A 25,213-nucleotide genomic window follows, 5' to 3' on the forward strand; every position below is an offset into this window, starting at 1 on the left:
CCACTGCCCAGCACAGCACCTCATGCGGCGAGGACCTTCGCCAGGGCCTCGGCGATGTGGGCGGCGCCGGCGGGGCTGTCCATGAGCATCGGCTGGCGGACCCAGAGCACCTCGCGGGACGCGGCGTCGGCGGCCGGGCAGGGTTCCGCCCGGGCGCCGGCCTCGGTCAGCGCCGGCATGGTGCCGAGCGGCGGGTAGCCGCCGTCGAGCGGGACGCCCTCGGCCTCCATCGCAGCCAGCAGGAACGACCGGTCGAACGGTACGTGGAGGCGCAGCATGAGCAGGTGCCGGGAGTCGCGGGTGGTGCCAGGCGGCTGCGGGACCAGCGTCACCGGCGCCACCGTGGTGCCCGGCGATCGCGGCAGCGCCGCGCCGTCGTGGCTCGCGGGCATCGGGATCGACGCAAGCTCTCGTTCGACGGCCGCGGCGAAGGCGTTCCTGTGGTCGATCTCCTCGTCGAGGCGGTCCAGCCAGGGCAGCAGGAGCGCGGCCTGGATCTCGGTCAGGCGCAGGTTCCAGCCGACGCTGGGGTGGCCGTACCAGGCGCCGTCCAGCGTGCGGCCCAGGTTGCAGACCGACCAGATGGCCGCGTGGACGGCCTGGTCGCGGCAGACGATGAGGCCGCCCTCCCCCGCCGTCATCGCCTTGCTGGATTGGAAGCTGTAGACGCCGGCGTCCCCGAGCCCGCCGATGGGGCGGCCTCGGTACGTGGCGCCGTGCGCTTGGGCCGCGTCCTCCACCATGGCCAGGCCGTGCCGTGCGGCCACCGCGTTCAGCGCGTCCATGTCCGCAGGGCTGCCGGCCAGGTGCACCGGGATGATCGCGGCCGTGCGCGAGGTAACGGCCGCCTCCGTCGCGGACGCGGACAGATGCAGATCCACCGGGTCGACGTCGGCGATCACCGGGGTGGCGCCGGCGAGCAGGACGGCCGTGGCGGTGGCGACGAACGTGTACGCCGGGACGATCACCTCGTCGCCCGGCCCGACGCCCAGGCCGCGTAGCGCGGCGAACAGGCCGAGGGTGGCGTTGCCGACGGCGATGCCGTACGCGACGCCGGAGCGGCGCGCGAACGCGGCGGTCAGGTCCGCGCAGGCCGAGCCGCCCTGTGTGGCGCCCCAGTGGCCGCTTTCCAGCACGGCGGTGACGAGCTCGCGCTGGGCCGCGTCCAGCGGTGGCGGCCACGATGGCCAGGGGGCGGTGCGCACGGGCGTGCCGCCGTTGACGGCGAGGGTCATGTGAGGCGTCCTTCCAGCACGCGGGCGAGATTGCCGCCCTGAATGAGTGCCCGGTCGGCGTCGTCGAGCGGAGCGAGGGCGACACGGCCGAAGCCGATCCGCAGGTCGAGGAAGCAGGCGTCGGAGCCGTAGACGACGCGGTCGGCGCCGACCTGGGCGGCCAGGCGGGCGATCCATCGTCCGGTCATCTTGGAGCCGCAGATCTCGAGGAGGACGTTCGGGTGCTCGCGGATCAGCTCGGCGGCGCGGGCGAAGCCGTACGGCCAGAGCCCGGCGTGTCCGAGCAGCAGCGGTGTGCCGGGGTGGCGCCGCGCCACGGTGACGAACCGCTCGGGGTCGCTCCACGGCGAGTCGGTCTGGCCGTGGGCGAGCACGGGCAGGCCCAGCTCCCAGACGGGGTCGTAGCGGCGGTCGTCGAGAGGGCACTGATGCACATCGGGATGGATCTTGACGCCCCAGACGCCCTGGTCGGTGAGCCTGTTGCGCTGGTGGGGGTTGTAGACCTGCCACACGCCGAACCGGCCGGGGTGCCGCTCGGCCGCGGCGAAGGCCAGCCGGTTGCCCGCCTCGGCGTCGGGGCCGACGGCGAGCAGATGGCTGATGCCGATCGCGTCGATGCCGAGGCGGTCCATCAGGGCGACCATGCCGGCGGCCGACTGGTCGGGGATGAGGAAGTCGGGCCAGGGACCGAGGTGGCCGTGCGCGTCGAGGATCACAGCAGGCTCCCTCCCGACGCGATCACGGCGACGTCGGCCTCCGGCAGTTCCAGGTGGTCGAGGAGGAAGCGGGGGCCGCAGTCGTCCATGACGGGGGCGCCGGTGCCGAACACCAGCCGTTCGGCGCCGAAGTGGCCGGCCAGCCACTCGACGCCGCGCTGGGTGTTGACCGTGCCGATCTCCAGCCACAGGTTCGGGATCGCGGTCATGAGCTCGGCGATCGCGCGCAGCCGCCGGTAGCCGGGGTTGAGCAGCAGGATGCGCTGCTCGGGCAGCTCTCTGGCGAGGGTGAGCAGGTGCCCTGGCGAGGTCTCCTCGAAGTCGATGGCCGCCGTCACGCCGAGCGCCGCCAGCCAGCGCAGGGCCGTCGGCCCGGTCAGCTCGAAGCGGTGCCGAGCCGGGCAGAGCCTGACCATGGGCACGTCCCAGTCCGGCACCGGCTCGAAGGAATCGGGCAGCAGCACGGGGACCGGGACGAGCCGGGGGTCGTCGAGGCCGAGCAGCGCCTCGTTACCGGCGCGGACGTCGGAGTGGAGGGCGAGGGTGTGGGTCACGTAAGCCTGGTGGATGCCGAGCCGGTCCATCTCCGGCCGCGGGTCCTCCGGCAGGTCGTCGAAGGGTACGGGGCCGATGAGCCGGTGGGCGTCCACGACGAGATCCGGCATCAGCTGACGGTGAGGACCGGGCAGCTCGGGTCGAGGTCGATCCTGGCCAGGTGCCGGCCGCTCAGGGCCCACGCTTTCCAGGAGCCGGGCTCGAAGTGGAGCTGCGGGTTGGTGTACCACTCGTCGCCCAGGCCCGTGGCCAGGTGCGTGGCCTGGTCGCTCAGCTCGTAGGCGTTGCCGCCGCCGAAGAACGTGCTGACGAACACCTTGCCGCGGTGCGTGGTCAGCTCGCCGTACCCGGACAGCTTGCCCTGGTGCTTGACCGTCCTGGTGGCCAGGTCGAGGGCGATCCAGGCGCCGGAGTCGCGCTTGTACACGCCGTAGAGCAGGCCGCCGTGCACCTTGATGTCCTGGAAGGTACGGAAGCCGGGGACCGGGTCCACCTGCCACAGCACGGTGCGGGAGCGCAGGTCGAAGGCCGCGACGGACGCCGAGGTGTGCACCGGCGGGACACCGCCGCCGCCGAGCACGTCGCCGCCCAGGTAGACGACGCCGTTGCGGGCGTCCAGCGACAGGCTCATCAGGCTCTGACCGGGGATGACGCCCTTGTAGACGTCGATCTCGCCGGTGTCGGGGTCCACGATCGACAGGGCGCCTTCGAGCTTGGCGCCCAGCGGGGCGGAGGCGACCAGCAGCTTGTCGGTCACCGGGTCGTACTCGATGTCCCAGGGGCGCTGCTGGTCGTGTCCGAGGCGGCCGAGTCCGCGGATCTCGTCGGTGCGCAGGTCGATGGAGATGATCTGACCGCTGGGGTAGATGGCGGCGTAGATCTTGTTTCCGCGCCGCACGAGGTCTTTGGGCTCGCCCGGGACGCGGAGCCTGCGCTTGTGGCCGGTACGCAGGTCGCGTACGTCCATGAAGAAGTGACCGCCGACGTAGACGGCTCGGCCGGGCACCAGCAGCATGCTCTGGGGCCGCTCAGGGCCGCTCGGCAGGCCGGCCTCGATCAGGTCGGTGAACTGCGACTCGCCGGTCCGCAGGTCCAGCGACCACATGCCGCCGCTGCCGGAGAAGCCGATCAGGGTGTCGTCGCCGGTGAGCGCGAGGCGCCTGGTCTCGTCGTCCTGCGACGGCGGGTCGGCGATCTTGGTGGGTGCCGGGTCGCCGGTGCGGTAGCGGTGGACGGCCCCGTCGGGGCGGGAGGTCCCGTAGACCGTGCCGTCGGCGGCCACGGTGAGCGCGTCCAGGCTCCCCGAGGCGAGGGGGACGTGCCGGGCGTCGGTGCCGTCCTTGCGCACGTCGATGAGCGTCTGGCCGCTGACCGCGAGGATCCGGTCGCCGTGCTCGGCGACCACCCCGATGCCCGACGGGCCCTGGGCCAGCTCCTTGACGGCGCCGGTCGTCCGGTCGATCGCGACGAGCTTGCCCTTGTCGAGCAGGCCCGCGTAGACGTTCTGGGCGTCGGCCGCCACCGTCCTGACGTACCGCTCGCCGGTGGCCAGCACTCCGAAGTCGCGTACCGCGCCGGTGGCCGGGACGTACTCCTTGACCCGGCCGTCCGGATAGGTGCCCGCGTAGAGGGTGCCGTCGGGGGCGGCGGCGAGCGCCCAGATGAAGCCGCCGTTCCTGCCCAAGGAGACCAGGTGTTCCGCCACATTGCCGCTGTTGTCCGGGTCGAAGCGGTAGAGGTCCGGGACGGGGTACGTGCCGACGTAGACCTTGCCGCCCGACACGGCCGTGGCCCAGCCGCCCTCCGGTTCCCCGGTCGCGGGGCCGTCGGGCAGGTGCACGCTCCTGACGACCTTCCGGGTGGCCAGGTCGATCTCGGCCAGCACGGGCGGCTTCTGGCCGCGCGTGACGACGAACGCCTTGCCCTCATGTACCACGGCGCCCACGATGGCCCCGGTCACCGACGCCGGGCCGAACGTCTCCACCCGCGGCCCGGCACACGAGGCCGCCTCTTCCGGAGTGGCCGCCTGGGCCGGAAGCGCTGATAGGAACAGGGTGGCGGCCAGAGCCGCGGACACCGCGAGGGGTTGACGCGGCATGGCCGCACCTCCACAAGAGCGTGTTGCCCAATTTTGGTCCAGACCGTAATGTGCTGAGCTTGATAAGTCAATGGAGGCGGTTGTGACGGCGTTCGACGCAAGCAAGCTGGTCGGCGAGCTCGAGGTGACTCTCGACGTGGATGTCCTGGTCGGCGCCTACCCGGACCGCGACGGCCCGCCGGGCACGCCCCGGTCGGTGCTGGACACCCTGGCCGCACACCGCATCCGGGTGGGTGCGGTCGCGTCCTTGCGTGCCGCCCTGTTCGACATGCGGTCGGGCAATGACGAGGTCCTGGCCATGGCCGCCGGCGACGACGCCGGGGACGACGCCGGGGACGACGCCGGGGACGACGCCGGGGACGACGAGATCCTGGCCCTGGCGAGCGACGACGCCGAGACCGGCCGCGACCCGGCGGTCGTCCCGGTGGGGACCGTGGATCTGCGCGACCCCATCGGCGCCGTACGGGAGATCGACCGGCTCGCCGAGCTGGGCGTGAAGGCCATCAGGCTCTTCCCCGACGAGCAGGGCGTCGAGGCGGGATTTCCCTCGGTCCGCCACGTCGCCAGGAAGGCGGCCGGGCTCGGTCTCGTCGTGCTGACCGGCGGGGACGTGCGGCGCTTCTGGCAGCCGTTCTCCGGGCTGGACGCCAAGGTCGTCTTCCTCGACACCCACTTCTACCACTTGGGCGACTTCCTCGTCGTCGCCGCCGACGAGCCCGGCTTCCACACCTCGACCCGCCTGCTCAACTCCCCCGACGCGCTGGAGACCGTGCCGCCGGACCGGCTCCTGTACGGCTCCCGCACCCCTCACTACGAGCCCGTCGTCTCCCTGCTGCGCCTGGCGACGAGCGGGCTGAAGCCGGATGAGATCGCCGCCGTGGCGGGCGGCAACGCGAGGAGGCTGCTCGGATGATCATCGACGTGCACGCCCACTGGGGCCCGTGGTTCTTCACCATGGACGTCGCCGGAGCCAACCTGACCGCCATGGACCGCTTCGGAATCAACCTGTCCATCGTCTCGGCCACCGAAGCGGTGATCTACGACGCCCCGGCGGGCAACCGGGCCCTGGCCGCGTGGCTGGACACCCAGGACCGCCACCTCGGATATGTCACCATCAATCCCCGCAGACCGGCCGACGCCGAGCGAGACCTGCGCGCATACCTGCCCACCGGTAAGTTCGTCGGCGTCAAGATCCACACCGACTACACGCGATCGCCCGCCTCCTCGCCCCAGACGCGGGAGGCGCTGGCCATGGTCGCGGAGGCGGGCGTGCCCGCGCTCGTCCACACCTGGGGCGCCACGGTGCTGGACCTGGCCCAGACCTGCCTGGACACGCCAGGCCTGCGAGTCATCGCGGGACACATGGGCGCCGACGGCTACGCCCATGCCATCGAGGCCGCGAACGCCTGCGACCGCCTCTACCTGGAGCCCTGCTACTCCCACGCCCCCGCCGGCCGCATCGCGCGGGTGGCGGCCGCCGTGGACCGCACACGACTGCTCTTCGGCACCGACTCGACCCTCATCGACCCGGCCTCGGCGTTCGGGGCGGTGGCGGCGGCGGACCTCGACCCGGAGACGGCCGAGCTGGTCGCGTGGCGGAACGCCGCCCAGCTCTTCGATCTAGACATTACGGCCTAGGCCGTTATACCGTGCGGCCAATCTCAACGAGGAGTGACCGCGAATGATCCCCCGCCGCCGTTTCCTCCAAGCCGCAGCCGCCTCCGCCGCCGCGGCCACCCTCCCGGCCGGCCCCGCGTCGGCCCTCCCGGCGCCGGCCGCCGCCCGCGAGCCGGAAGGCACGATCACCGACCTCGGCCCGGCCAGCGTCGCCAGTCCCCTGGGCAATGCCGAGTTCGTCGGCGATGTGCTCTACATGGGCTCGCGCGGCCTGGCGCCCAACGTCGTGGGCGCCTGGGACCTGGCCCAGGACAAGGTCACGGCCCACTTCGAGATCCCCACCGGTGTCGGCATCTGGGCGATGTGCAAGACGGGCACCGACGTCTACGTCGGCACCCACGCCCGGTCGGACCTCTACAAGATCGACACGATCACGGGCGCCACCACCCGGCTCGCCCAATATCCGGACCCGTACATCTGGACCATGGCGGCCTCCCCCGACGGCAAGGTCTACCTGGGCATGTCACAGCCCGGACGCGTGGTGGAGTACGACCCGGCCACCGGCGTCAGCCGCGATCTCGGCCAGCCCGCGCCGGGCGAGGCGTATGTCCGCAGCATCCAGGCCGACGCCACCCACGTCTACGCCGGCATCGGCGCCAACGCCCATCTCGTCGCGATCGACCGGCAGACCGGGGAGAAGCGCGAGTTGCTGCCCGCCGAGGTGGCCGACCGCGACTGGGTGTCCAGCATGTCGATCAGCGACACGCACGTGGCGGGTGGCATGAACTCGCTGGCGGAGCTGATCGTGCTGGAGAAGGCGAACCCGGCGGCGTACAAGGTGGTCAAGGCCACGGCCCCGGGCGAGAAGTACGTCGTGTCGGTGCTGATCCACGACGGCTGGGTCTACTTCGCCGGCCGCCCGTCCGGAACCCTCTACCGGTACCAGATCGCGACCGGCGCGTACGAGGTGCTCGGCGTGCCGTTCCCGGAGGCGGCCACCGTCCGGATCCTGGAGCACAAGGGAAAGATCTACGGCATCCAGGACCCCGGCGTCTTCGTCTACGACCCGGCCACCGGCACGATCGACTACGTCAGCCACGTGCAGAAGGGGTTCCGCGCCGCGCCGGAGGAGCCGATGTCGGTGCACTGCGACGGCGAACGCGTCTACGTCGGTGGCAAGGGCGGCTGCGACATCCACGACCTGGCCACCCGCCAGGTCACCCGGCTGGCCATCGCCGGCGAGCCCAAGACCATCATGACCGTCGACGACACCACGTACCTCGGCATCTACACCCAGGCCGCCCTCTACTCCCACCGCGCCGGCGACCCGGAGGCCAAGCAGCTCTTCCGCACCGGCCACAACCAGGACCGGCCGAAGGACCTGGTGCACGACAAGCTGACCGGGCTGATCGTGATGTCCACCCAGCCGGAGCCGGGACACCCGAACGGCGCCCTCGACGTGTACGACCCGCGGACCGGCAAGCTCGACACCTACCGGCCGATCGTCGAGCGTCAGACCGTGTTCTCGCTGACCACCCTGCTGGGCACCGTCTACCTCGGCACCAGCACGCAGGAGGGTCTCGGCGCCCCGCCGGTCACGACCACGGCCAGGCTGGCGGCCTTCGACCTGCGCACGCGGAAGGTCCAGTGGGAGATCGAGCCGGTGGCCGGCGCGAAAGCCGTCACGAGCCTGAAGCACACTCCGCTCGCCCTGTACGGCATCACCGACGGCGGCGTCCTGTTCGAGTACAACCTGCGCCGGCGCGCGGTCACCCGCACGCTGCGGGTGTGCGAGCGGGGCGGGGACCTGGTGCTGGCCGGGCTCCACGCGTACACCAGCGACGAGGACGCCGTCTACAAGATCGACCTGGTCGGCTTCACGTCCCGCAAGCTCGTGGAAGGGCTGGCGAGCGACTGGTTCGGCGGCGGCTCAAGGATCAACATCGACCCGTCCCGCAAGGCCCTGTACGGCCTCAAGGGGCGCAACCTCATCCGTATCGCCATCTGACGCCTAGGAGGCGGCCGCCAGGACCTCGGCGCGCTCCCCGTCCGGGATGGCCGGTCCGTACGGGTCGTGAGCGTGGGACTCGGGGATCAGGCCCTCCGCGGCGGCCAGCCAGAACATGCGCTGGACGTACCCCTCCATAGGGCCGGTGAACGTGACCGCGGCCAGGCGGTCCAGCCGTGCGGACGCCTTCTCGAAACCGCGCAGGTCGTCGCCCTCGAACGCGCGCATCACGGCCGCCGTCGTCTCCACCGACGCGGCGGCGATGCCCACCAGCGCCGCCTCCGCGCCCCACAGGAGCGACGGGCCGAACATGCGGTCCTCGCCGGTGATCGCCAGCCTGCCGGCCTCCCGGGTGAGGGCGATCGTCTCCTGGCATCCCATCGCGTCCGACAACAGCGCCGTCTTGAGCCCGGCGACGCCGGGCAGGTGCAGGATGCGGCGGAGTGTGGCGGGCGGGCACGGCTGCGTGTACAGGTCGAACGCGATCATCGGCAGCCCGGCGGCCGCCCACACCACCTCGTGCAGCGCCACCCGATCCCCCGGCGACGGGAACACCAGCACCCCGTCGGCCCCGAGCTCGGCCGCCATCCGCGCGTCGGCCTCCGCACCCGGCTCGACCGCTGCCGCTCCGGCCCCGTCGCCGGCTCGAACGCGGCCCGGCAGGCCGCCACCCGGAGCTGCGCCGTCCCGCAGCCGGCCATCGCGCCTGTCAGCGGTGTCGGCGGCGGGCGGTGGGGTACCGCCGATGCCGACGATGATCGGGACGCCCACGCGGCGGGCGCGGTCGATGATGCCGCCGCGGACGTCAGGAGGCAGGAAGGGGCCGCGGCCGGTGTGGGCGAGGACGGCCAGGGCGTCGGCGCCCGAGGCGACCAGCCGCTGGAAGTACGCCTCCGCGAGGTCGAGGTCCACCTCCCCCGCCTGCGTCATCGGCGTCAGCGCGGCGGCCACCAGGGCCCCGCGCAGGCGGTCACGGAGCAGCGCGGCCTGCGGGTCGATCGTCGTACTCATCACAAGCTCCCCCTTGCCGGACGTTCCGGGCGACCAGCGTAGGCCGTTCGGCTCCGGGGCGGGGAGCCGGTCACTTCAGGCCGGTCATCGCGATGCTGTTGACCAGATAGCGCTGCAGCAGGAAGAACACCAGCAGGCATGGCACCGCCGAGATGGCCGCGGAGGACATCAGCATGGACCACTGCAGTTCCTCCGTCTTGAGCACCGTCAGACCGACGGTCAGCGTCCGGGTGGCGTCGCTCTGCGAGATCACCAGGGGCCACAGGAAGTCGTTCCAGTGCCACAGGAAGACGAACACCCCCAACGTGGCCAGGATCGGCTTGGTCAGCGGCACCACGATCGTCCAGTAGATGCGCAGCTCCGAGGCCCCGTCCACCTTGGCCGCGTCGAACAGCTCGTCGGGCAGCCCCAGGATGAACTGCCGCATCAGGAAGACCGCCTGGGAGTTGGCCAGTGTCGGGACGATCAGCCCCCAGAAGGTGTCCGCGCCGCCGAAGTCGGACACGAGCACGTACAGCGGGATGAGCGTGGCCTGGAACGGCACCATCATCGTGGCGAGGAACGTCCACAACATGGTGTCGCGACCGGGGAAGCGTTTCTTCGCGAACGCGTAGCCCGCCATCGACGCGGTGAGCAGGATGATCACCACGGAGACGGCCGAGTAGATCAGCGAGTTGAGCGTCCACTCGGCGAACCCGGAGGCGCTCAGGACCTGTGTGATGTTGTCGAGGGTGAGCGAGTCCGGCCACTGCGCGGGCACGGTCGGCTCGCCTCTGGGCGAGAGCGCCACGATCACCATGGCGATGAACGGGCCCAGGGTCAGCAGCGACATGGCCGAGAGCAGCGCGTAGAGGGCCCACCTCCGGCCGGGCCGGCGCGGCGTGGCGCCCGTCCGGACCCGGGTGGCGGCGGGGCGCGTGGCCGTCAGCGTCATCAGGTGTTCTCCTTGCCGACGAAGCGCCGCTGGATCAGCGAGACGACCAGCACAATGGCGAAGAGCACCATCCCCCAGGTGGCCGCGTAGCCGAACTCCCAGAACCTGAAGCCACGTTCGAAAATGCCGTAGATCAGGGTGTAGCTGGCCTTGGCGGGCCCGCCGCCGGTCATCACGTAGATCGTGTCGAAGACCTGGAACGAGGCGATCGTCTCGATCACCAGCACGAAGAAGAGCGCGGGCTTGAGCAGGGGCAGCGTGATGCCGCGGAAGCGCTGCCAGGGCCCGGCGCCGTCGACCTTGGCCGCCTCCAGGTACGAGCCCGGAATGGCCTTCAACCCGGCGAGCAGGATCAGCATCGAGTAGCCGAAGCCCTTCCAGCACGAGACGAGGGCCAGGGCGGGCAGCACCAGCTCCGAGCGTTCCATGAAGCCGACGGGTCCGAGGTCCAGCTTGGCCAGCATGCCGTTGATCAGGCCGTCGAACTCGTAGATCCAGCGCCAGATGATCCCGGCGAAGACGAAGCTGGTCACGTACGGCAGGAAGAGCATGCCGCGGAACAGCCCGCGCATGAAGACGATCGAGTTGAGCAGCAGCGCCGTGCAGAGCGAGACGGCCATGACCAGCGGCACGTAGATGACGGTGTACACCAGCGTGGCCCGCAGGCTGGACCAGAAGTTCGGGTCGTTCACCAGCCGCGTGTAGTTGTCGGCGCCGATGAAGCTCCACTCGCCGCCGATGTTCCAGTTCGTCAGGCTCATGCCCGCCGCGCCGAGTGTGGGGAAGATCCTGAAGATCAGGAACAGCACGAGCATGGGGAGGACGAACAGCAGTCCCGTGACCGGGTCACGCAGGCGATGGCGCACCGGGTTTCACACCTTTCCGAAGAAGACGGGCCTCCCCTGAGGGAGGCCCGGGTCGTGTCAGCCGCCGGTGGCCAGCAGCTCGTTGCCCTCCTTGGCGGCGGCGTCCAGGGCTGTCTTGGCGTCCTCCTTGCCGATCAGCGCCGCCTGGATGTGGGCCGAGATCATCGCCATGACCTGGCGGGCCTTGGGGTGGGCGTCGCCGGGGTAGGCGTACTGCAGCGACTTGGCGAACTCCTTGGAGGTCGCCAACTGGTCGGGGATCGTCACGTCGGTACGCGCGGAGAAGAAGCCGGACTCCTTGGCCAGCGACGCGGCCACCTCGGGAGAGGCGATGTAGCCGGCGAACTTCTTGGCCGCGTCCTTGTTCGCGGAGTGCTTGGCCACGACCAGGCCGCCCGGGATGCCGAACGCGACCCGCTTGCTGCCTTCCAGCGGCAGGCCGACGCCCACGTTCTCCGCGCCGATGGCGGCGCCGAGCTGCTCGGCGTTGAGTGCCGTGGCCGCGTGGTACATCGCGGTCTTGCCGGCGGCGAGCGCGCCGCCCTCGACGTCGTTGCTCTTGCTGGCGGTGTTTTCAGGCAGGCCGCCGACCGCCTTCAGGTCGAGCAGGAACTGCAGGCTGTCGATGCCCTGCTGGCTGTTGATGGTCACGCTCTTGCCGTCGGGCGAGAACACCGAGCCGCCGTTGGCCCACAGGATGGGATAGAAGCTCTGGTTGAGCGAGACCTCGGGTTTGCCGGGGTAGTCGAGGATGGCCACCTTCTTGGCGGCCAGCTTGGGTGCGGCCTCCTTCAGCTCGGCCAGCGTTTCCGGCACCTTGGTGACGCCCGCGTCGGCGAAGAGCTTCTTGTTGTAGATGGGGGCGGTGATCGTCTGGTAGATGGGCACGCCGTAGAGCTTGCCGCTCACCGTCAGCGCGGTGAGCGCGTTGGGCAGGTAGGCGCTCTTGTCGGCGGCGATCACGTCGTCCACGGGCTCCAGTGTGCCCTGCTGGGCGTACTGCGGGATCTGGTCCGGGCCGAGCACGACCAGGTCGAAGCCCTTCTTGGAGGCCAGCGCCGTGGTGACCTTCTCCTGACGGCCGTCCCAGGGCTGCTGGTCGATCGTGACGTCGATCGCGGGGTTCTTGGCCTCGAAGTCCTTCTCGACCTTGTCCCAGAACGCCTTGTTCCCGGCCTGGTCCGCGATCACGGGATACATCCAGAGCGTCACCGTGCTCTTGTCCGAACCCGAGCCACCGGATCCGCACCCGGCGATCACGACGCTGAGGGCGGCCGCGAAGCCGGCTGCCGCTACCTTCTTCATCGGCGGCTTCCTTTCCTTAATACCGGTCCTGACCGAAACCTATTGATCGAGCGGAGCCCGGTCAATGCCTGATACATGAACGTAACTACGCCTTGCCGGGATAGCTCGCGATGGCGTCGGCGATGACCTTGACGTGCTCCGACGTGTAGTGCTCGTTCCAGTCGATGATCAGGAGCGTGCTGCCGACCAGCCGTTCGGCCTCGGGACAGGGGGCGGGACGGTAGCCCTCGAGGGGGTAGCGGGAGGCGCCGTAAACCGGCCTGTCCCACAGCGGGGCCTGGTTGAGGGGCTCCTTCAGATAACCGGACCGTGCCGGAATCCCGGCCGCGCTCAGGTGCGCTGCCAGCTCGGGCGCGTCCCCGCCGGGCAGGACGAGCGGGAACAACCACCAGGCGTGCCCGTCCGGCCGGGGCAGCCCGATCTCGACCTGGGATCCGTCCGGCCGGGCCGGCCGTATCGTGGCCCCGCTCCCCGGGTCCATCCTGCGCAACGCCTCGATGAGCTCCACGGCGGTGCGGCGCCTGGACTCCACGACTCCCGGCAGTTTCTCGAGCTGGGCCCGGGCCACCGCGGCCTGCAGCTCGGTCATCCGGTAGTTCAGGCCCAGGCTCTCGTGGGAACGGCCCGCGGCCCGGTCCCATCCCTTGTCCGCGAACAGCCGCATGCGCCTGGCGAGCTCGTCGTCGCCGGTGATGGCCAGGCCGCCGTCGCCGCAGGTGATGTGCTTCCACTGCTGCAGGCTCAAGGTTCCCACGTGGCCGGCCGTGCCCGCGTACCGGCCGCCGCCGGGCAGCTCGGTCAGCCAGGCCTGGGCGCAGTCCTCGATGAGCGTGAGGCCGTGCTCGTCCGCCAGGGCGCGCAGCGCGCCGATCCGGGCGGGCGCGCCGAACAGGTGCACCGCCATGATCGCGCGGGTGCGCGGCCCGATGAGCGCGGCCACGGCGTCCGGATCGAGGTTGCCGTCGGACGGATCGACGTCGGCGAAGACAGGAACGGCGTTCTGCGCCAAGATGGGGGCCACGGTCCCGAAGTCCGTGATCGGCGTCGTGATGATCTCGTCACCGGGATCCGGCGCCGCCGCCACGACCGACAGGTGGAGGGCCGCGGTGCCGGACGCGCACGCGATCGCATGGCGGGAGCCATAAAGCTCGGCGACCTCGCGTTCGAGCGTCCGCGCCTCGGTCCCCCACACGGAGTTGAGCATGCCGGAGCGGATGACCCGATCCAGCGCCGCCACCTCCTCGTCGCCGAGCGTGCGGCCTGCGGGTTCGGCCATGTTGGGAAAGTGCAGGGTCACCGGATAACCTTTCGGTCTAGACCGTAAAGAAGGGGAAGGGAGACGCGGGTGGGTATCGTCATCGGAGTCGTCGGCCCGCATGATCTGGTCGACGACGTCGCGGCCACCTGCGAGGAGCAGCCCGGCGTGAGCACGCTCCGGCTGGACTACGACCATGAGTCGCAGGCTCCGGCCATCGTGGAGGCCCACGCCGGCTCGGTCGAGGGCTGGCTGTTCACCGGCATCGTGCCCTACATGCTGGCCCGCGGCGCCGACGCGCTCACCCGCCCTGGCGTGTTCGTCGACTACTCGGGCGCGACACTGCTCAGCGCCCTGGTGCGGCTGCAGCACGAGGGCTACGACATCACGCGGCTGTCCATCGACACCATCGCCCCCGCCGACGTCATCGCCACGTTCGTCGAGGCCGGGCTGCCCACCGACCGGCTGCGCACGCTCGGCTACCGGCCGGAGACGACCTCCAAGAAGATCGTCTCCTTCCACCGCCGCGACCCGGACCACCCGGTGATCACCTGCCTGAGCTCGGTGCACGAGGCGCTGCGCGGCGAGATGCACGTGCTGCGCCTGGCGCCGTCGGAGCACTCGGTACGCGTGGCGCTGCGCCAGCTCCTGCTGACCGCCGAAGGCCAGGCCCAGGAGGACGCGCAGATCGCGCTCGGCCTGGTGGAGGTGGACGGCGACGAAGGTCTGCTGCGCGAGGCCGCCGCTCTGGGCGGCACGCTGGCCGCCTTCCGTGGCGGCACCCACCTGCTGGTGACCACCCGCGGCCCGCTCTTCGACGCCACCGGCGGCTTCACCGGGCTGCCCATGCTGGCGCGGCTGGCCGGTCACAGCACCGTGGCGCGGGTGGGCTTCGGCCTCGGGCGCAGTGCGGCGGAGGCCGAGAGCCTGGCCCGCCGGGCGCTGGCCAGGGCCAGGCGCATCGGGGACGTGGCCGCCGTGCTGTCCTTGCGGGCCGACACCGACATCGTGCTGGAGTCGGTGATCAACCTGCCCTCCGGCGAGCAGAACCTGTCGGTGCTCGCCCGCCGCGTGGGCCTGTCGGTGCCGACCCTGGAGAAGCTGCTGGAGGCCCGCGACGCGGCCGGGGGCGAGGCGCTGACCACGCGGGAGATCGCCGAGCGGCTCGCCGTCCAGCAGCGCACCGCCCGGCGGATGCTGCACCGGCTGGAGCTGGCCGGGCTGGCCGAACGCACCGGCAACCTGACCAGCGGCTCCAGCGGCCGTCCCCTCACCCTCTACCGCCTCACCCTCTAGCTCGGTCCCTCGCGTGATCCCCCTCGAGGCCTCACGGCCTCGAGGGCGGCTCGGCCCGTCAGGCGAGCCACCGGTCCAGCCCTTGGGCCACGAAGTCGTCGTCACGCAGCCATGGGTAGGCGGCCCAGATGCGGTCGATCTCCGCCAGCTGCCCCGGCGACAGTTCCTCCGCGGGGTCCAGGCACCAGCGGCCCGCCAGCAGCCCCTGGCGGCGCAGCACCTCATGGATGCCCGGGATGCAGCCGCGGAAGCCGTTCGCGGAGTCGAAGATGGCCGCGTTGGCGTCGGTGAGGTGGCCGTCGAGGCCGAGCAGCCGGCGTACCGCCGCGTCGTCTCCCGACCGGGCCAGCGTGGCTTCCTCCAGCAGTTCCACCGCGCGCCGCACCCAGACGGCCCACTGGCCGAGCAGGCCGCCGACGAACTCCACCTGCACCTCGCGCCCGTCCACGACCACCCGGTGTGAGGTGATGAGATCGGCCAGGATGTGGTCGTCGTTGCCCGTGTAGAGCGCCACCTCCCCGGCCCGGCCCGCCCGCACGACGCCGTGCAGCACGTCGAGGGTGCGGTAGCGGTCGAAGGGCGCGACCTTGACGCCCACCACGGACTCGATCGCTGCCAGCCTCGTCCAGAAATCGCGCGACAGAGGGCGTCCGCCCACCGCGGGTTGCAGGTAGAAGCCGATCACCGGCAGCACGTCGCCCACGGCCCGCGCCCGCTCGATCAGCCCGTCCTCGTCGAGCTCCCGGTACGGGCTGAGCAGCACCATGTGATAGCCGAGCGACCTGGCCAGCTCCGCCTCCGCCACCGCCTGCGCCGTGGGCCCGGTCGCGCCGGCCACCAGCACCACCTCGCGCCCGGACTCCCTGGCCGTGCCGGCGGCCAGTTCGAGCACGGGCGCCAGCAGGCCGGTGCCGTGGATGGCGAACTGCGTGGTGTGCACGCCCACCGCCAGCCCGCCCGCACCGGCCTCGACGTAGTAGCGCGTCAGCGCGCGCTGGCGCCCCTCGTCCAGCTTCCTGTCCTCGGTCAGGGCCAGAGGATGCGCCGGAATCACCAGACCGCGCCTGAACAGGTCGCGCACAGACGTCTGCGCCTGCGGAGCCGTGCCGAGCACGTGAGATCCCCCTTGGTCGTGAGAAGTGAGCACGCGGATCAGAAGCGTCCGTCGCGGCGTTCGAACTTGGTGGGCTTGCCCAGCAGCGGACCGCCGCCGGCGACCCAGCGCGCCGTGTGCTCGATCAGCTCGGCGGGGGTCAGCTCGGGGTAGCCGAACAGGCGATGGCATCGGGAGGCGTTCGACAGCAGCGCCGTCGGCGCCTCCTCGCCGGTGAACACCGGCTCCTTGCCGAGCGCCGCGCCGAGCGCCCGCGCCGCCTGCCGGACCGAGATCAGCTCGGGGCCCGTGACGTTGAGCACGTACGGCGGCACGTCGGCGAGCAGCAGCGACCGGAGCGCGACCTCGTTGGCGTAGCCCTGCCAGACCACGTTCACCTGGCCCGTCGCGAGGTCGATGGGCGTGCCCGCGAGCACCTTCTGGGCGAGGTCGACGAGCACGCCGTAGCGAAGCTCGACCGCGTAGTTGAGGCGGATCAGCGACATGGGCGTGCGGTTCGTCTCGGCGAAGTGCGTCAGCACGCGCTCCCTGCCCAGGCAGCTCATCGCGTAGTCGCCCACGGGCCCGGTGGGCGAGTCCTCGGTGCTGCCGCCGCCGGTGACGGGGACGAGGGGGTAGACGTTCCCGGTGGACAGCGCGGCGATCCTGCTGCCGGCGAACCGGTCGGCGACGCGGCCCGGCAGGTAGGCGTTGGTGAACCAGGTGGCGTGCTCGCGGCCCTGCGTGCCGAACTTGGCGCCGACCAGGAACACCACGTTGGGCGCGTCCGGCAGCTCGCGCAGCGCCCGCTCGTCGGCGACGTCCGCGGCGACCACGGTGGCGCCCTCGTCCTGGAGCGCCTGGGCGAGGCCCGGCTCGGAGAAGCGGGACACCGCGATGATCCGCCGCTCGCCCTGGACCGCGTTCAAGGCCAGGCGTACCAGGCTGGGGCCGAGCTTGCCGCCCGCGCCGAGGATCATGATGTCGCCTTCGAGCTTGCCCAGATCGTCGACGAGCCCGGCCGTCGGCCGTGCCAGCCGCTCCTCGAGTTCCGCTGTCGTCCGCACACGGTCTCCTCTCATTTACGGTCCAGACCGTAACTGGGACAGAGTCCGCCTGTCAACGGGCCGGGGGTTGGTCAGGCGGTCATCTCGCGTGCGGAGACCAGCACCTGGAGCACGGCCCTCGTGTGCCGCCACGGCACCGGGCTGGGCGCGCCGCCTGCCATCGCGAGGAAGGCCTCGATCGTCCCTTCGTACCCGAGCCCCTGAACCGGATCGTCCCCGCCCTCGATCACGATCGTCTCGGTGGTGTCGCGCTTGTGCAGCGTGACGCTGTAGGACTCGGACTCCGAGACGCCGAGGATCTCCACTGTGCCGGTGATGCCGTCATCCCAGCGCAGCGCCATCACTCCGGTGTCCTCCGACCGAAGCGTCGCGTAGTGCCGCCTCGCCCCCGCGGCGCCTGCCAGCCGCACGTCGGGACCGAGCAGCGCCACCAGCAGCTCCACCCCGTGGATCCCCATGGTGACCATCGTCCCGCCGCCCTCGCCGGGCGTGTCCTGCCAGGCGTTGTAGCCGGTCGCCCAGATCCCCACGTCATGCCGTACGGTCGCCCGCACGGCCAGCACCTCGCCCCGATCGACCCGTGTTCCCGCGAAGGCCGGCGCGAACCGCAGCACAGAGCTGGACAGCACGCGGTCGTGGACCGGCAGCCGATCGAGCTGCTCCAGCTGGGCCCGGCTGGCCGCGGCAGGCTTGTTCACGAAGCAGGCCACGCCCGTCTCCAGCACCTTGGCCAGCGCCTGCGGCACCTGAGGGTTGGGCACGGTCAGCACCACCCCGTCGAGCGGGCCGGCCAGCATCTCGGCCAGGCTCCCCGCCACCTTCGCCCGCGGATGCTCATCGGTGAACCGCCGCAGCCGCTCCGGATCCTGCTCCCACACGACGAGCTCGGCATGGCGGGCCAGGGTGCGGGCGTCGGTGTAGGGATGGCTGGTGGCGAGCCCGGCGAGAGCGATGCGCACGGTCTGTTCTCCGTTTCCGGCGACGGCTTCGAGAAACTCAGACATCATGGCAGCTCGGGTCGCCGACACCGGGGCCTGCGATGAACGGGAGGACACGGCACCGCACAAAGAGCGGTCAACTACGGTGGCAGTCGTTGTTCAACGAGCGGTCTCCACACCCAGGGGTGGAAGCCCCGTGGTGGATGCGATGTATGGAGGATGCCGTGCCCCCGCTCATCTACGCCGATCGCGCTCCCGCAGCCACGCGATCACCGCGACGGGCACGGCTATGGAACGGCGTGATCACGGTGGCGGCCGCGGCCGTGATGGCCTTCGCCGGGTGGCAGAACCGCTGGATCAGCGACGATGGCCTGATCGCTGTGCGGACCGTCCAGCAGCTGCTGTCGGGTCATGGGCCGGTCTTCAACATCGGTGAGCGTGTCGAGGCCAACACCAGCACCGCCTGGACCTATCTGATCGCGTTGATCTCCTGGCTGACCCAGGGGGACGTGGCCTACGTCTCCGTGCTGCTCGGCCTGGTGTGCGCGGTCGGCGCCGTGACGTTCGCCGTCGTCGGCGCCATGCTGCTGCACGGTGGCTCGCGCTGGTTCCTGCCGGCTGGAGTGCTGGTCGTGCTCGCGTTGCCGCCGTTCTGGGAGTACGCGACCTCCGGTCTGGAGACCGGGTTGGCTTTTCTGTGGATCAGTGTGTCGTGGTGGCTGCTGGTCCGGGCGGCTTCCGGCGGACCGGTGCTGCCACTGGTGTTCGTCCTCGGTCTGGCGCCTCTGGTCCGGCCGGAGCTGGCCCTCGTCTACCCGATCTTCTTCGGCGCGTTGCTCGTCCTGCGGTGGCCGGGATGGTGGCCCGCCGCCCGCTGGTTCGCGATGTCCCTGGCCCTGCCGGCCGCCTATCAAATCTTCCGGATGGGCTACTACGGGCTGCTCGTGCCCAACACCGCCCTCGCCAAAGAGGCCGGCGAGGCCCGGTGGGCACGTGGTCTCCTCTACGCCGGAGACACCGTGCTGACCTATCAGCTGGTCGGCCCCCTGCTGGCGGTCATCCCGCTGTCCTTGTGGGCCTTCCGCACGCGCCGCGATCTCATCGTGTCGATGGCCCCGCTCCTGGCGGGGATCTTGATGCTGCTCTATGTCCTGCGCGTCGGCGGCGACTTCATGCACGGCCGGATGATGCTGCCGGTGCTGCTGCTTGTCCTGCTCCCCGCCATGGTCCTCCCCCTGCGTGCCGTAACCGCGCTCACGTGCACGGTCGTGACGCTGTGGGCCGTGGTCTGCGCCGTGGCATTCGACGTGCCGTACGAACAAGCCGTCGGGCCGGAGGGAATCGCGGACGAGCGCGGCTTTTACGTAGTCCAGACCAAGGACCCGCATCCGGTCACCGCCACGCCCTATGTTCGGGCCAGTCCGAACCCGCTGAGCGCCGCGCACGCCACCGGTCTGCATGTGCCGGACACGGTGCCGGTGCCGCTCCGGCCCGACCAGCCCGCACGCCTGGCCGTGGCAGGCAAGGTCCTCGGCACGCTGGGGGCGTCGTTCCCGCTGGACGTCCTCGTCGTGGACCAGCTCGGCTTGGCCAACGCCCTCGGCAGTCACATGGCGCTGGCGTGCGGGCAGCGGGTCGGGCATGAGAAGCCGCTTCCCGCCGCGTACGTCCTCGCCGACTACATGGCCCCCGGCACTCGGCTGCCGGACGAGCGGCTCCAGGCCGAGGTGCAGCGGATCAGGAGTGAGCTGGCCACCGGCCGGTTCCGGGATCTGCTCGACGCCACAAGGGCCCCGCTGACCCCGCGCCGATTCTGGGACAACCTGGTGGGCGCCCCTGCACGCACGGCCTTTCGCTTCTCCACCACGACTGCTCCGTGCCCATCATGAGGGGCTGATCCGGCCACGGTCGCGGCCCCGGTACCGGGGTCCGCGACCGGCGAGCAGGACTCCGGCTACTTCCGGCCGAGGGCGCGGAGCTGGTCCTGGCGCAGGGAGGAGACGTTCTGGTCCCACGGGTCGTCGGTGTACTGGTGGATGGCCCACGTCTTCCAGTGCGTCGGCGTGGCGACCGTGCCCTTGGCCTTGCTGTAGTGCGCCACCCACAGCGGGTACTCGCCCAGCCCCTGGCCGTACTGCTCGGCGAAGTTGTAGTTGGCGTAGAACAGCGGCGTGACTCCGGTCTTGGACTTCACCCGTTCCAGCCACGTCTTGGCCCAAGTGTTCACGTGCTCCGCTGACTGACCGTCCGTGGTCTCCAGGTCGAGGACGAGCAGGTCTCCGGCCTTGGCGGGCTGCGTGTCCAGCACGGAGAGGAAGAAGTCGGCCTCGGCGACGGGGTCGTTGGCCGGGTGCCCGAAGTGGTACGCACCGCGGACCATGGGAAGTTTGCCGACCTCCGCCCAGTGACGCGCGAACGAACTGTCGATGAAGTCGGTGCCTTCGGTCGCCTTGACGATGCCGAACTGGACGCCGCTGCCGGCCCAGTCGTAGGTGGATTCGTAGTGGGACATGTCGCGCCCCTCGATGAAGCCGTCCGCCTGTGCGGGACCCGCGAGACCAGCACCCGCCAGGGCGGTTACCAGAGCCAGTGACACGGTGGCCGTGATCTTGCGCAGAGCGCGGGAGGTGCCGGCGGCGGGGGTGTTGATCTTGGGGGCATGGATCGTACGATGCATGGCCATCGTGAAGGGGGTTCTCCTTGCTTCCATACCGCTTACCGGGTTAGCTGACGGGTTCGGGCGTGGAAGCTGCCCTACGGCATGGCATGCCGATTCACCCCAAGGGATGTGGGTCCCCGGTTCCGCGCAAGGCGGATTCAGCGGTCACAGGTCCGTCCTGTGATGCGTCTGGCGATGGTCGGGTAACGAACCGACAAGTCGGACGTATACCCCAAATACCCTATCTGGGTACATATCTGACATTAAGGCTACAAACGGATAGATTCCCAGTCAAGGGCTGGAAACGACGCTCTCCAACGTCCTCCACCTGCCTACAGCCAGCCGCGTTCCCTCGCCACCGCCGCGGCCTCGCTCCTGCTGCGGGTGCCGGTCTTGCCGATCGCCGCCGAAAGGTGGTTGCGCACGGTGCCCTCGGAGAGCCGCAGCAGCTTGGCGACCTCGGCGATGGCATGTCCGGCGCCGACCGCGACCAGCACTTCCCGCTCGCGCGCCGCCAGCGGGTTGATCCCGTGGATCAACGACTCGGTGGCAAGGACCGGGTCGACGACCCGGATGCCCCGACAGACCTTGCGCACCGCGTCGGCGAGGTCTTCGGGGGCGCGTCGCGTCAACGCCCCGGGTGCGCGCGGCGCTCTTCGGCTCCAGGCCGGGCAAGGTCGCGCAACCGACCAGTACGGCCACCTGGCAGGGCCTGATCCCAACGCTGTCGTGCGCTACGGCGCAGCCGGCTGGGGTCGTTTCATGAGCTGTCACAGGTTCCTGACGAAGGACTCCATGGCCGCCGTCACACGTGCGAGCACCTCCGCCGAGCCGACCGGGTTTCGCGTCTCCAGGCCGTGGTCGGCGCCCGGGACTTCCAGGTGCTCGACTGGGAGGGAACGGGCCACCTCAGACTTCCAAGCAGTGTCCGCGGTGCCGCCGACGAGCAGGGTGCGCGCCTTTGCGCGGCGCAATGCGCCGGTCACCTGAGGGTGATGCAGGAGCGGCGTGAGCCAGATCGCCGGCAGGTCGCGGTCGGCCGCGACCGAGGCGGCGAAGCTGGCCAGGGACTTACCCACCAGGAGCACGCGCCGGGCGTCGACCTCCTGTTCGACGTACCGGGTGACCTGGTCGATCACCCACGTGGGATAGTCGTCGGGCGGGAGGTCCGGCGGCTGCCACCAGACTTCCTGGGTGGTCCAGCCGTGTGCGGTCAAGACCGTCTTGGCATAGTGCAGCAGGGGCCGGGCCGGGACGTAGGCACGGCCGGGCAGCAGGAGGGCGACGCGGGCGGGGTCGTTGTCGGTCCTGGTCGGCCAGCCGAACATGCTTTCCGGATGCATACCCTCGAAGCTTAGGCTTCGGCCCACTCGGCCGTGTGCAGGTCCGGAGCTCCGATGGCTCGATCGTCACGCCTGCCGCGCGGTGGGTCGCGACGGCCGCCGTCAGCCCGAGCACCCGCGTGCCACGCCGGATGCGGGGCGTCAGCCCGACGTCGGTCAGGCGGAAAACAGGCTCACCTGGCATCGGCGGCGTTCCCCGGCTGGTGTGTGGGTAGGCGGGGCGGGAGGGCGAGACGGCAAGGTGACCGTGATGATGCAACTGGTCGAGGAGCGGCCGTACCGGTGGCGGATCGAGCCCGAGGGCGGCATGCGGGTGCCCGGCGTGGTCTTCGCGACCCGGGAGCTGCTGCCTGACCCGTCGGAGGATCAGGCGCTGGCCCAGGTCGCGGCGGTGGCGACCCTGCCCGGGATCGTGGAGGCCGCCTACGCGATGCCCGACATGCACTGGGGGTACGGGTTCCCGATCGGCGGCGTGGCGGCCACCGACGTGGCCGCGGGCGGGGTGGTCTCGCCGGGCGGGGTGGGGTTCGACATCTCCTGCGGCGTCCGGCTGCTGCTCGCCGACCTGCACGTGGACGACCTGCGGCCACGCCTGGACAAGCTGATGGACGCCCTCGACGTGTCGGTTCCGCGCGGCATGAGCAAGGGCGCGGTGTGGCGGCTGCACAGCCAGGCCGAGCTGGAGAACATCCTGGCCGGCGGCGCCCGGTACGCCGTCGAGCGCGGCCACGGCGAGCCCGGCGACCTGGAGCGCTGCGAGGACCGGGGCGCGGTGGCCGACGCCGACCCGGCCGGAGTCGGCTCCCGGGCGCGGGAGCGCGGGCTGCAGCAGGTCGGCAGCCTCGGCTCGGGCAACCATTTCCTGGAGGTCGAGGCCGTCGCCGACGTGTACGACGAGGAGGTCGCCGAGGCGTACGGGCTGTGGCGGGGCCGGGTGTGCGTGATGATCCACACGGGGTCGCGCGGGCTGGGCCACCAGATCTGCACCGACGCCGTGAAGACCATGCAGGCGGCGATGACCAGGTACGGCATCCGCGTGCCTGACCGGCAGCTGGCCTGTGCGCCGGTCGAGTCGCACGAGGGACGGGCCTACCTCGCGGCGATGGCGGCGGCCGCCAACTACGGCAGGGCCAACCGGCAACTGCTCGGCCAGGCCGCCCGCCGGGCCTTCGACCGCGTCACGGGCCACGGCGACCTGAGCCTGCTGTACGACGTGTCGCACAACCTCGCCAAGCTGGAGACCCACCAGGTGGACGGCGGGACGCGGCAGCTGTGCGTGCACCGCAAGGGCGCGACGCTGGCGCTGCCACCCGGCCACGCGGACCTGCCGCCCGATCTGCGGCCGTTGGGGCAGCCGGTGCTGGTGCCTGGGTCCATGGGGGTGGGGTCGTACGTGCTGGCCGGCGTGCCGGGCGGGCCGGCGTTCGCTTCGGCCTGCCATGGGGCCGGTCGCCGGCTGAGCCGCCACCAGGCGGTCAAGACCACCAGGGCGGCCACCTTGCGAGCCGAGCTGGAGCGTGCCGGGATCGCCGTACGCGGGGCGTCGCCGCGCGGGCTGACCGAGGAGACGCCGCAGGCGTACAAGGATCTGGACGCGGTGGTCGAGGTCTGCGTACAGGCGGGCCTGGCGCGCAAAGTGGCCAAGCTGGCGCCCGTCGGCGTCGTGAAGGGCTAGCCGCTCGCCGCGCAAGTCCCGTGGGGCTAGACGTCGACCACGACGTGTGCCCGCCATGTCCCGTCTGTCTCCCCGAAGCGCACGTGGTGCGCGGTCACCGCCTTCGGCATGGCGCCGACCTGCTCCACCGACTCCGCCGGGACGGTGGCCAGCCGCAGCCCGGCCGCGCCGGGCGACACGTCCACGACCAGGCGGCCGTGCACCTCGATCTGGTAGATCACCTCTTGCAGCACCTCGACGAGCAGGTCCTCGTCAGTCTGTGCCGTCACCGTGAGGTCCACGCCGTCGCCCGGCGGCGCGTCCCGGATGTCGGCGAAGCTCTCGACCAGGCCCCGCACGGCCTCGGCGAGGCATTCCTCGCAGCTGTCCCCCCACGCCTCCACCGCGATGTCCGCGGTGTGCGGCATCGCGCGATGGCCTCCGCTCATATCGCCACTCCAGCAGCATGCCGCTTTTGTCGGAATTCTCTCTCCGTCAAGGGTTCCCCTCGTTTCGGCTCGTAGTCGGCACGGGCGTTTGCCGCCTCGGCCGCGGGTAGGCGGCACGGCATGATGGACGTCGATGAGAAGCGCCGCCTGGTCCGGGGGCTGTTGCGCGAGGTGGGACGCGGTTTCGCCGAGCCGCATGGGTTCCCGGTGACCAACAGTCCGGGACGGCTGTTCCAGCTGCTCTATCTGTCGATATTGCTGCGCCGCAGCGACGACTACCACGTGGCGGTGGAGGCGGCCCAGCGTCTGCGCGACCGGTGGGACACTGCGCAGAAGCTGGCGGCCTCGCCGTACGAGAAGCGGGCCGAACTCCTCGGCAAGGGCGTGCGGCGGGGCACCGCGGAGGTTCTCGGCGAGCTGGCCCAGACCGTTGCCGGCCGCTATCGCCGATCCGCAGGCGCTGTCCGCGGCGCGCAAGCTCGGGGCTGGGCCGCACCCCCGAAGACCTGGCCGAGCTGGCGGAGTATGAGGAGTCCGAGCAGTTCGGGTGGCTGGTCGGCGCGCTGGCCCAGATCGATCTGGACCACCGCCACGAGGAGATCCGCGCCCTCGCCCGCTCAGCGCTCTCCACCAGGCCGTGAACCGCGGGTGGATCCCACTCATGGTGCTGGTCGGCTACACCTTCGGGCCGATCGTGTGCCCGCCGCTCTTCACGGCCGGCCTGGGCTGGCTCACCCGCATCGCCCTCGATCGGAGGCTCGTGCGCCGGCTTGATCCGCGCCGCACGGCTCGATGTCAACAATCGGCTCATGATCGTGCCGACGGTGGGTCAGGACCAGGCCGAGGCGGTGGTCCACGGCGACCTCCACCGAGGTGGCCGGCGGGTTCACCGGTCGCATGATCGGGCTGAGCGCCGACGGCGGTGATGCCACCGTCAAGTCGTTCGTTACCGCGGATGTGACGACTACGGCAGCTTGCCTTAACTGGGCGTATTGTCCTGTTGATCCCCAGGACCCGCTCGCGGTTTGGCGACCCGGCTCAGCGCACGACGTGGACGACTCACGTGTCACGCTACGGTGCTCATTTTGGTGACGTCAGGCGGTGGGGGCGGTCC

General features: G+C 71.0%; 23 protein-coding genes and 1 riboswitch. Of the genes, 7 read left to right on the plus strand and 16 right to left on the minus strand.

What is annotated here, in order from left to right; translation table 11 throughout:
* Positions 1-20: 20 nt before the first annotated feature.
* Genes OHA25_RS43880 through OHA25_RS43895 form a run of 4 tightly spaced genes read right to left on the minus strand, consistent with a single transcriptional unit; the run spans position 21 to position 4,604 of the window.
* Positions 21-1,235: a DegT/DnrJ/EryC1/StrS family aminotransferase gene (locus tag OHA25_RS43880; protein ID WP_327582818.1), complete on the minus strand. Its 1,215-nt coding sequence runs from the start codon at positions 1,233-1,235 to the stop codon at positions 21-23.
* Positions 1,232-1,951: an amidohydrolase family protein gene (locus tag OHA25_RS43885; RefSeq protein ID WP_327582819.1), complete on the minus strand. Its 720-nt coding sequence runs from the start codon at positions 1,949-1,951 to the stop codon at positions 1,232-1,234. The genes OHA25_RS43880 and OHA25_RS43885 overlap by 4 nt, the downstream gene beginning before the upstream one ends.
* A complete protein-coding gene (locus tag OHA25_RS43890) occupies positions 1,948-2,616 on the minus strand; it encodes an amidohydrolase family protein (protein WP_327582820.1) in 669 nt (222 codons plus the stop codon). The genes OHA25_RS43885 and OHA25_RS43890 overlap by 4 nt, the downstream gene beginning before the upstream one ends.
* A complete protein-coding gene (locus OHA25_RS43895; protein ID WP_327582821.1) occupies positions 2,616-4,604 on the minus strand; it encodes a hypothetical protein in 1,989 nt (662 codons plus the stop codon). Before OHA25_RS43895 ends, OHA25_RS43890 begins: the two co-directional genes overlap by 1 nt.
* A gap of 82 nt (positions 4,605-4,686) precedes the next feature.
* Between OHA25_RS43895 and OHA25_RS43900 the strand changes: the two genes are divergently transcribed.
* The 3 genes from OHA25_RS43900 to OHA25_RS43910 are packed head-to-tail and all read left to right on the plus strand — an operon-like array spanning position 4,687 to position 8,229.
* Positions 4,687-5,517, plus strand: coding sequence for an amidohydrolase family protein (locus tag OHA25_RS43900; RefSeq protein WP_327582822.1), 831 nt, complete (start codon positions 4,687-4,689; stop codon positions 5,515-5,517).
* A complete protein-coding gene (locus OHA25_RS43905; protein ID WP_327582823.1) occupies positions 5,514-6,242 on the plus strand; it encodes an amidohydrolase family protein in 729 nt (242 codons plus the stop codon). The genes OHA25_RS43900 and OHA25_RS43905 overlap by 4 nt, the downstream gene beginning before the upstream one ends.
* Before the next feature lie 43 nt (positions 6,243-6,285).
* On the plus strand, positions 6,286-8,229 hold the full coding sequence (locus OHA25_RS43910; RefSeq protein WP_327582824.1) for a hypothetical protein: 1,944 nt from the start codon (positions 6,286-6,288) through the stop codon (positions 8,227-8,229).
* Between the two features lie 3 nt (positions 8,230-8,232).
* Here the strand turns inward: OHA25_RS43910 and OHA25_RS43915 are convergent, their stop codons facing one another.
* The 5 genes from OHA25_RS43915 to OHA25_RS43935 form a co-directional block, all read right to left on the minus strand.
* Positions 8,233-9,240, minus strand: coding sequence for a dihydrodipicolinate synthase family protein (locus OHA25_RS43915; RefSeq protein WP_327582825.1), 1,008 nt, complete (start codon positions 9,238-9,240; stop codon positions 8,233-8,235).
* A gap of 70 nt (positions 9,241-9,310) precedes the next feature.
* A complete protein-coding gene (locus OHA25_RS43920) occupies positions 9,311-10,174 on the minus strand; it encodes a carbohydrate ABC transporter permease (protein WP_327582826.1) in 864 nt (287 codons plus the stop codon).
* A complete protein-coding gene (locus OHA25_RS43925; RefSeq protein WP_327582827.1) occupies positions 10,174-11,040 on the minus strand; it encodes a carbohydrate ABC transporter permease in 867 nt (288 codons plus the stop codon). Before OHA25_RS43925 ends, OHA25_RS43920 begins: the two co-directional genes overlap by 1 nt.
* 57 nt (positions 11,041-11,097) lie before the next feature.
* Complete coding sequence (locus OHA25_RS43930; protein ID WP_327582828.1) at positions 11,098-12,345, minus strand: ABC transporter substrate-binding protein; 1,248 nt, start codon at positions 12,343-12,345, stop codon at positions 11,098-11,100.
* An 85-nt stretch (positions 12,346-12,430) separates the two neighbouring features.
* Positions 12,431-13,642 (minus strand): DegT/DnrJ/EryC1/StrS family aminotransferase, encoded by a 1,212-nt coding sequence (locus tag OHA25_RS43935; protein ID WP_327582829.1) that lies wholly within the window; start codon positions 13,640-13,642, stop codon positions 12,431-12,433.
* A gap of 48 nt (positions 13,643-13,690) precedes the next feature.
* On the opposite strand from OHA25_RS43935, the gene OHA25_RS43940 reads away from it, so the two are divergent.
* A complete protein-coding gene (locus OHA25_RS43940; RefSeq protein WP_327582830.1) occupies positions 13,691-14,896 on the plus strand; it encodes a hypothetical protein in 1,206 nt (401 codons plus the stop codon).
* A gap of 58 nt (positions 14,897-14,954) precedes the next feature.
* Here OHA25_RS43940 and OHA25_RS43945 read toward each other — a convergent pair whose 3' ends face one another.
* The 3 genes from OHA25_RS43945 to OHA25_RS43955 form a co-directional block, all read right to left on the minus strand.
* Positions 14,955-16,010, minus strand: coding sequence for a dihydrodipicolinate synthase family protein (locus tag OHA25_RS43945; protein WP_327582831.1), 1,056 nt, complete (start codon positions 16,008-16,010; stop codon positions 14,955-14,957).
* Positions 16,011-16,048: 38 nt separating this feature from the next.
* The gene (locus OHA25_RS43950) at positions 16,049-17,056 is read right to left on the minus strand and encodes an NAD-dependent epimerase/dehydratase family protein (protein WP_327582832.1); all 1,008 of its coding nucleotides are present in this window, start codon (positions 17,054-17,056) and stop codon (positions 16,049-16,051) included.
* 71 nt (positions 17,057-17,127) lie between these two features.
* Positions 17,128-18,015: a Gfo/Idh/MocA family protein gene (locus OHA25_RS43955; protein WP_327582833.1), complete on the minus strand. Its 888-nt coding sequence runs from the start codon at positions 18,013-18,015 to the stop codon at positions 17,128-17,130.
* A 203-nt stretch (positions 18,016-18,218) separates the two neighbouring features.
* Here OHA25_RS43955 and OHA25_RS43960 point away from each other — a divergent pair, with 203 nt between their 5' ends.
* Positions 18,219-19,883 carry a hypothetical protein gene (locus tag OHA25_RS43960; RefSeq protein ID WP_327582834.1) on the plus strand — a complete coding sequence of 555 codons (1,665 nt, stop codon included), beginning with the start codon at positions 18,219-18,221 and terminating at the stop codon, positions 19,881-19,883.
* Positions 19,884-19,948: 65 nt separating this feature from the next.
* Here OHA25_RS43960 and OHA25_RS43965 read toward each other — a convergent pair whose 3' ends face one another.
* From OHA25_RS43965 to OHA25_RS43975, 3 genes are all read right to left on the minus strand, one after another.
* A complete protein-coding gene (locus tag OHA25_RS43965; protein WP_327582835.1) occupies positions 19,949-20,677 on the minus strand; it encodes a glycoside hydrolase family 25 protein in 729 nt (242 codons plus the stop codon).
* 14 nt (positions 20,678-20,691) lie between these two features.
* Positions 20,692-20,827: riboswitch (cyclic di-AMP (ydaO/yuaA leader) on the minus strand.
* Positions 20,828-20,985: 158 nt separating this feature from the next.
* A complete protein-coding gene (locus OHA25_RS43970) occupies positions 20,986-21,285 on the minus strand; it encodes a response regulator transcription factor (protein WP_442941960.1) in 300 nt (99 codons plus the stop codon).
* Positions 21,286-21,423: 138 nt separating this feature from the next.
* Positions 21,424-21,996: a hypothetical protein gene (locus OHA25_RS43975; protein WP_327582836.1), complete on the minus strand. Its 573-nt coding sequence runs from the start codon at positions 21,994-21,996 to the stop codon at positions 21,424-21,426.
* Between the two features lie 250 nt (positions 21,997-22,246).
* Between OHA25_RS43975 and OHA25_RS43980 the strand changes: the two genes are divergently transcribed.
* Entirely contained in the window at positions 22,247-23,671 is a 1,425-nt protein-coding gene (locus OHA25_RS43980; RefSeq protein ID WP_327582837.1) for an RtcB family protein, read from the plus strand.
* A 26-nt stretch (positions 23,672-23,697) separates the two neighbouring features.
* On the opposite strand, the gene OHA25_RS43985 is transcribed toward OHA25_RS43980, so the two are convergent.
* On the minus strand, positions 23,698-24,099 hold the full coding sequence (locus tag OHA25_RS43985; RefSeq protein ID WP_327582838.1) for an archease: 402 nt from the start codon (positions 24,097-24,099) through the stop codon (positions 23,698-23,700).
* A 120-nt stretch (positions 24,100-24,219) separates the two neighbouring features.
* On the opposite strand from OHA25_RS43985, the gene OHA25_RS43990 reads away from it, so the two are divergent.
* Positions 24,220-24,873 carry a hypothetical protein gene (locus OHA25_RS43990; protein WP_327582839.1) on the plus strand — a complete coding sequence of 218 codons (654 nt, stop codon included), beginning with the start codon at positions 24,220-24,222 and terminating at the stop codon, positions 24,871-24,873.
* The last annotated feature ends 340 nt before the right edge of the window (positions 24,874-25,213 follow it).

The sequence above is a fragment of the Nonomuraea sp. NBC_00507 genome, assembly GCF_036013525.1.
Taxonomy (GTDB): domain Bacteria; phylum Actinomycetota; class Actinomycetes; order Streptosporangiales; family Streptosporangiaceae; genus Nonomuraea.